Raw genomic sequence first — 7,208 nt, 5'->3', positions numbered from 1 at the left:
AACGGGGGAATGCGCCGCCGCATGCGTCAACAGCGAAATGAGGAGCGCAGGATCGCGCTCCAGAACCGCTGGTACGTCGGAGGGATCGCGGCCGTCGTGTCGACGACCCTCGTGTTCTCGGGCCTCTCGCCCGCCATCGCGGAGGAGGTGAACCCAGACCCCGCCGCCACCACGCAGGCAGCGGACACTCCGACCGAAACCTCGGCCACGGATGCCTCGGCGACGGATGCCGCTGACGCAGCCGCGACGGATGCCGCTGACGCAGCCGCGACGGATGCCGCTGACGCAGCCGCGACGGATGCCGCTGACGCTGCCGCGACGGATGCCGCCGACGCTGCTGCGACGGACACGTCGGCATCCGACACCTCGGCCGCGGATGCCGCGACGACGCCCACCGACTCCCCGGCGGCGCCCGACGCCACGACTCCGCAGAGGATCGCTCCGCTGGCTGCGCCGAACGCCGACATCAGTCCTCTGGCCCTCGTCTGCGGCCAGTTGAACGGTGGCTTCGAGATCGACGGCAACTACACTCCTGGCGACTGCGGCGGGAACAAGGACTGGACGAGCGTCGCCTACACGACCACGACCCAGGGAGGCACGTACAACACCGGCCGCAAGGACGACGACCCGACGGAGACCTGGTCGGAGGGCGGCGGCACTCCGCCGAAGGTCCAGTTCGACCGCGTCTACTCCTTCGCAGAGACGGTCGGCGGGGACTATCTGCTCAACATGGCGTGGGAGCGCCCCAGCAACTCCGGCACCGGCGGCTTCGCGATCGAGGTGACCAACCTCGGCATCCGCATGGGCAACAACGTGCCTCAGCCCAACCGCAGTGCGGGCGGCTACGTCTTCTTCTTCACGATGCAGGGCAACGGTCTGCCCGTGCTCGAGCTGACCTGCACGTACACCTCGCAGGCCGACTACCCGACGTCCGGTGCATCCCCGAACTGTCATGCTCCCGTCGCCGGCGCCTTCTTCGCGGCCGCCAGCGATGCGCCGCTTGCGAGCCCTCAGGGCGGTACGATCCCGGCCGGCGCGTTCTTCGAGATCGGGCTGAACGTCACCGATCTCACCGGCGGCGTGATCCAGCCTGGCTGCCCCGCCCCTTCGGCGGCCACTGCGTACCTGCGCAGCTTCACCGGTGAGTCGTCGGGCCCCGGCTCGAACCCCAAGGGCTGGGTCGGACCGCTCGAGGTCACCCCGCCGTCGACCTGTGTGCCGCTGACCGCGACGAAGACGGCGACGCCGTCGTTCGTCCGTGACTATGACTGGACGATCGAGAAGACGGTCGACCACGACAGCGCCAAGGTCAAGCCGGGTCAGAGCGCCACGTTCGACTACACCGTCACGGTCACGCCGTCGGCGCCGCAGGACTCGGGCTTCACCGTGACCGGTGTGATCACGGTCAAGAACACCAACCCGATCGACGTGCCGATCACGGGCGTGACCGACTCGATCCCCGGCGCGACATGCGTCATCAACGGATCGCAGACCCCGGTCGTCGCCAAGAACGGCGGCACGGCGAACATCGCCTACACCTGCACGCTGCCCACGGGCGCCGCGGGCACGAACACCGCGACGGTGACGTGGGGCGACACGGCGATCCCCGCGGGATCGACTCAGGCCACGGCGAACTACACCTTCGCGGGACTGGCGCCGAAGGCGACGACCGACGCGTCGGTGACGGTGTCCGACACCGCGGCGGCGTTCGGCGGCTCCAAGGTCGTCACCAAGCTCGACGGGCCGACCAAGTTCCAGTACTCCCGCAGCCTCGGCTCCGAACTGGGGTCGGACGTCTGCAAGAACTACGACAACACCGCCTCGATCGCTGCGACGAGCGACCAGCCCAAGCTGGAGGACAGCGTCACCGTGCAGGTGTGCACCGGCGCCGACCTCACGATCGAGAAGAACGTGGTCGTCAGCCTGACGCGGACCTACGCGTGGGACATCGAGAAGAGCGTCGACAAGACGGTCAAGACGGTCGACCCCGTGACGGGCAAGGCGACGTTCGACTACACCGTGCTCGTCACCCCCGGTGACGCGACCGACTCCGACTGGGCCATGAGCGGCCAGATCACGGTCGCGAACCCGAACGACTGGGACGTCGTGGCCACGGTCACCGACCTGCCGTCGTTCGCCGACGTGTCGTGCACGGTCACCGGCGGCGCCGGTGCGACGATCCCGGCGAACTCGTCGAAGGTGTTCGACTACGACTGCACGTTCCCCGACGACGGGCTGTTCGCGCAGGGCTCGAACAAGGCCAAGGTCACGTGGGACGACGATGCGGCGTACAGCCCGAACTCGAGCGTGACCGACACGGTCCAGATCTCGACGGCCGACTGGCACGTCTCGCCGATCAACAAGACGGTGACGGTCGTGGACGACAAGACCGACCCCGCCCACCCCGTCACTCTCGGCACGGTGGACTGGGCCGGTGGTCCGAAGGAGTTCCACTACTCGATCACGTTCGACGGCACGCCGGGTTCGTGCGTGGATTACACCAACATCGCCAAGATCGTCGAGACCGGCGACACCGACGACGTGAAGGTGACGGTCTGCGACTACCAGGACCTCACCGTCTCCAAGACGGCGAACCCGACGTTCGACCGGAGCTACTCGTTCGACATCGACAAGACGGCGAAGGCGACCAAGCTGGTCGTCGACCCGGTGACGGGCAAGGCGACCGCGACCTACACGGTCACGGTCACCGACGGTGCGGCATCCGACTCGAACTTCGCGGTGTCGGGTGAGATCGCGGTGACGAACCCGAACAAGGTCGGCGTTCCGCTCACGACGCTCACCGACAAGATCGGTGCGACCAGCTGCACGCTCGACCTGCCGGCCGACCTCACCGTTCCTGCCCAGAGCACGATCCTCGTGGACTACACCTGCGCGCCGTCGGCGACCGCCGACACGTCGGGTACGAACACGGCGACGGCCACGTGGGACAAGAGCAGGCTGCTCGGCACGAGCGGCACGGCGACGGGGACGAAGGACTTCGACTTCGCCGACGCGGTCGTCACCGATCTCAACGACAAGACCGTCACGGTCACCGACCAGTTCACGAACCCCGCCGGCCCCGCAGTGGTCCTCGGCGAGCACACGTGGACCGGTGAGGGCGAGGTCCAGAAGTGGACGTATGACCGGGAGCTGCAGGGCACCGTCGGCGCGTGCGTCGAGGTGGACAACACCGCGACGATCGTCGAGACCGAGCAGTCCGACGATGCCACCGTCGAGCTGTGCGGCTACCAGGACCTGACGATCGCCAAGACGGCGACCGGCTCGTTCGACCGCGACTACGACTGGAGCATCACCAAGGACGTCAACGACAACGCGATCACGGTGCCGGTCGGCGGAACGGCCGACTTCAAGTACACGGTGACGGTCACTCCGACCGCAGCCCAGGACTCGAACTTCGTGGTCGAGGGCACCATCACGGTGAACAACCCGAACAGCGTCCCGGTCACGATCACGCTCGACGACCAGCTCGAGGGCTGTGTCGTCACGGGCACGGCGAACCTGACGATCCCCGCGAAGGGCATGCGCGAGTTCCCGTACACGTGCGACCTCGACGACGCCACAGCATCGTCCGAGATCACGAACACGGTCGACATCACGTGGCCGAAGGCGACGCTCCCGAACACCTCGGGCGCGGCGTCGACGAGCGCCTCGGTCGACTTCGGCGAGGTGACGCCGGCGACGACGGATGCCACGGCCACCGTGTCTGACACGGCCGCGGAGTTCGGCGGCAGCAAGGTGCTGAACGCGGCGGACGGCCCGAAGTCGTACGAGTACACACGGACGCTCGGAACCCCCGACGGCGTGTGCACCGAATACCCGAACACCGCGACGGTCGACCCGTCCGACGAGTCGTCGAAGTCCGACAGTGAGACCGTCGAGGTCTGCGCCCCGACGATCACCAAGGAGATCGAGGCCTCGGTCCAGGATCAGACCGATCCTGACCTGTGGGATGTCTCGTACCTGATCACGGTCACGCTGGCAGGAGGGGAGCGCACCTACGATCTGGGTGACGAGCCGGACTTCGCTCCGGGCGTCGAGGTCGTCTCGGGTGACGCGCAGCGCATCCTGCCCGCACCCGCGGGCACGGTGATCGAGGGCATCGCGCCGGACGGCACGCCCTTCGTCACCGGTGTCGCGATCGGCGGTGAGGACAACACCACGCACGTGTACCGCGTCACGTGGCATGTCCGCATCCCGGCGCAGATCCCCGCGGACGAGCGCGCATGCGAGGGACCGGGGACCGGGTTCTACAACACCGGCATCCTGACGGTCGAGCACATCGTCCAGGAGGACGACGCGTGCGGCCCGATCGCCGAGAAGGTGTACCCGACGGTCACCAAGACGGTGAGCGACATCTCGCGTGATCCCGACACCAAGGAATGGGAGATCCAGTACGAGCTGAAGGTCACTCTCTCGAACGACCCGGCGGTCAACCCCGGCCACCTGTCGTCGAAGTACAACCTGTCCGACACTCTCGACTACGGCGTCATCGACGTCGTCGACGCGAGCTGGAGCGGCCAGGGGACCACGGACGAGCCGTTCGACCACGTCGGCGACGTCTGGTCGGCGCAGATCGCGACCGGCAAGACGATCACGGCGGGCGCGACCCACACCTACACGGTGACGGTGCACGCGACGCTCGACGTGACCGACCTGCAGCAGAACACGGTCGGCTGCACGAAGAACGGCGAGCAGCGCGGCCTCGGCTTCTTCAACGAGGCGACGCTCTCGTTCACCGAGCAGCTGCCGCCGGTGACCGTCGAAGCCTGCACCCCGCCGGTCTACCCGACGGTGGCCAAGACGGCCGAGGGGACCACGGAGGATCCCGAGACCGGTCTGCAGCGGGTGTCGTACCTCGTGAAGGTGACCGCTCCGGCGGCGCCGGCCGAGGGCCCGGTGACGAACGTGCTCTACACGCTCGTCGAGAAGCCGGACGCCCTGCCCGCGAACGTGGAACTCGAGGGCGACTGGCACGCCGAGGCGGTCGGGGCCGACACCCCTGATCCGACCGAGGCCACCTGGGACGGCACCGGGACGTGGCTGCTGAAGGCGATCGGCGCGTTCAGCGCGCAGGATCGGATCGACGGCATCCTCACCCACACGTACCGGATCTGGGCCGACCTGCGGGTGACCGGCGTGCCGGAATACCCGTCGGCACCGGCACCGTGCACCACCGCCGACGACGAAGGGTCTCCGATCTGGAACACCGTGTCGCTGGTCTTCGGTGAGCAGTCGCAGGACGCGACGGCCTGCGACGAGGTCAACTACGACGACGTCTCGATCGTGAAGACGGGCATGCTCCAGGTCTTCGACGGGGAGGTGGGCGAGTGGGTTCCGTTCGAGGACGGCGACTCGGTCGAACCGGGCGACGCGTTCCGGTACGAGCTGACCGTCACCAACAACGGCACGCGCGACGCCGAGGACGTCGTGGTGACGGATCCGATCCCCGAGCGTCTGGACGTCACCGGGCTCACGCTGCCCGCCGGATGGACGAACGAGAACGACCCGGACTACGTCGATGCCGACAACACCGTGATCGCGAGCATCCCGACCTTCGCGAAGGGTGCGACGGCGACGATCCTCGTCGACGTGACGTTCACGGCCACGCCGGTGCCGCCGGTGGTGCCCGGTGACGAATCGTCGCAGCCGGCGGATCCGCTCGAGTCGCTCACCAACACCGCGTGTGTCGCGGCCGAGCGCGACCAGGTCGAGGAGAACAACTGCTCGACGGTCGAGATCCCGGTGCGCGAGATCACGGCGATCGTGTGGACCAAGTGCGTGGCGGATGCCCCGTTCCTGGGTTGGACGATCAGCAAGTCGCAGGCGCTCATCGATGAGGACATCCACTTCCTGTGGACGCCCGACACCGGTACGGCGACCACCGAACCCGAGAACGTGGACATCACGCACGCGGGCGGCACGGCGACGTGGAGCGACGAGATCGCCTGGCCGGGCGCGGCGTTCAGCCCCTCGGGCGTGAGCATCGACTACCCGGGCTGGCGTCCGATCGAGCTGAGCGACATCGTGCCCGGTTCGAGCCCGACGCAGTACTACTACCCGGGCACGACCGACATCATCCCGGCCGCGGATCAGGCGAACTACATCTTCAACGGCCTGATCCTCGACGACAGCGAGCTGGACTACGCGTGGCGCCTCGGCTCCACCATCACGTTCTCTGTCAACCCGGAGCTGGTGTTCTCGACCGAGTACCCGGCGGCCACGGCCGGCTGCGCGGTGGCACGTCACTCCAACGTGCAGATCGAGAAGACGGCGAGCGTCGAGAAGACCGACCCGGGCGCGTCGTTCACGTACACCCTGGCGGTGGCCAACGTGAGCGATGACTCGGCAGCCGATGGGGTCGTCGTCACCGACGCGATCCCGGCCGACCTGAAGATCACCGACGTGAGCTGGCCGGGCGAGGGCGACGCGACCGCGTTCCCGAGCTGGTCCTCCTGCGCGGTGGCCGGTCAGGACGGCTCGGGTTACGGCGGGACGCTCACCTGCACGCTGAACGGACCTCTGCAGCCGCAGGGTGCGGAAGGCGTGTCGGTCGCTCCGACCATCACGCTGTCGGCGACGGTGAACCCGAAGTCGACCAGCAGCTCGATCACCAACATCGGTGTCGTGGACTACTACACCTTCGGTGACCCGAGCGACACGGGTCGCGACGCGGACGACGCCATCGTCCTGCTGTCGGCCCTGCCGGCAACGGGTGGCGAGCCGTCGCCCCTGCTGGCGATGCTCGGCCTGCTGGCGCTGCTGGCCGGAACGACGATGTTCGTCGTCACCCGCCGTCGCCGCGGCGAGGCCAAGCCCACCGTGTGAGCGTGAGAGAGGGTGGGCTACCCCAAGGTCCGCCCTCTCCCACCCCATCTTCGTCGAGCCTGTGTCGACGGAGGTCCGAGCCCCTCAGCCGCCCCGATGGCGAGGGGCTCGGTCGCGTGCGCGGCAGGTTCGAGACGTGGATGCCGGGGCCCCGGCATCCACTCGTCACGGCACGCGGAGAATGACCTGGGGCCCCGATTTCGCTCTCGGTGACCGCGCGCGATAGCCTGCACACAAGACGGCTTGCCGTCCTCCGCCGTACCACCCGAAAGGACGGCGGATCAGGGTCGCCCGGAGTGGGTTCCGACGCGATCCGAAAACGACGTGCCCCCGCATGTCGCTGGGATGTACGGCGCCTCACG

The 7,208-nt window shown here is 68.1% G+C and carries 1 protein-coding gene; it reads left to right on the top strand.

The features are described from left to right. The first annotated feature begins 21 nt into the window (after positions 1-21). Positions 22-6,846, top strand: a complete 6,825-nt coding sequence (locus ACFWJ8_RS13335; RefSeq protein ID WP_378812115.1) for an LPXTG cell wall anchor domain-containing protein — start codon at positions 22-24, stop codon at positions 6,844-6,846. Positions 6,847-7,208 lie beyond the last annotated feature (362 nt).

It is taken from the genome of Microbacterium sp. NPDC058389 (assembly GCF_042722305.1).
Lineage (GTDB): Bacteria > Actinomycetota > Actinomycetes > Actinomycetales > Microbacteriaceae > Microbacterium.
This window is presented reverse-complemented; position numbering and strand designations above follow the sequence as displayed.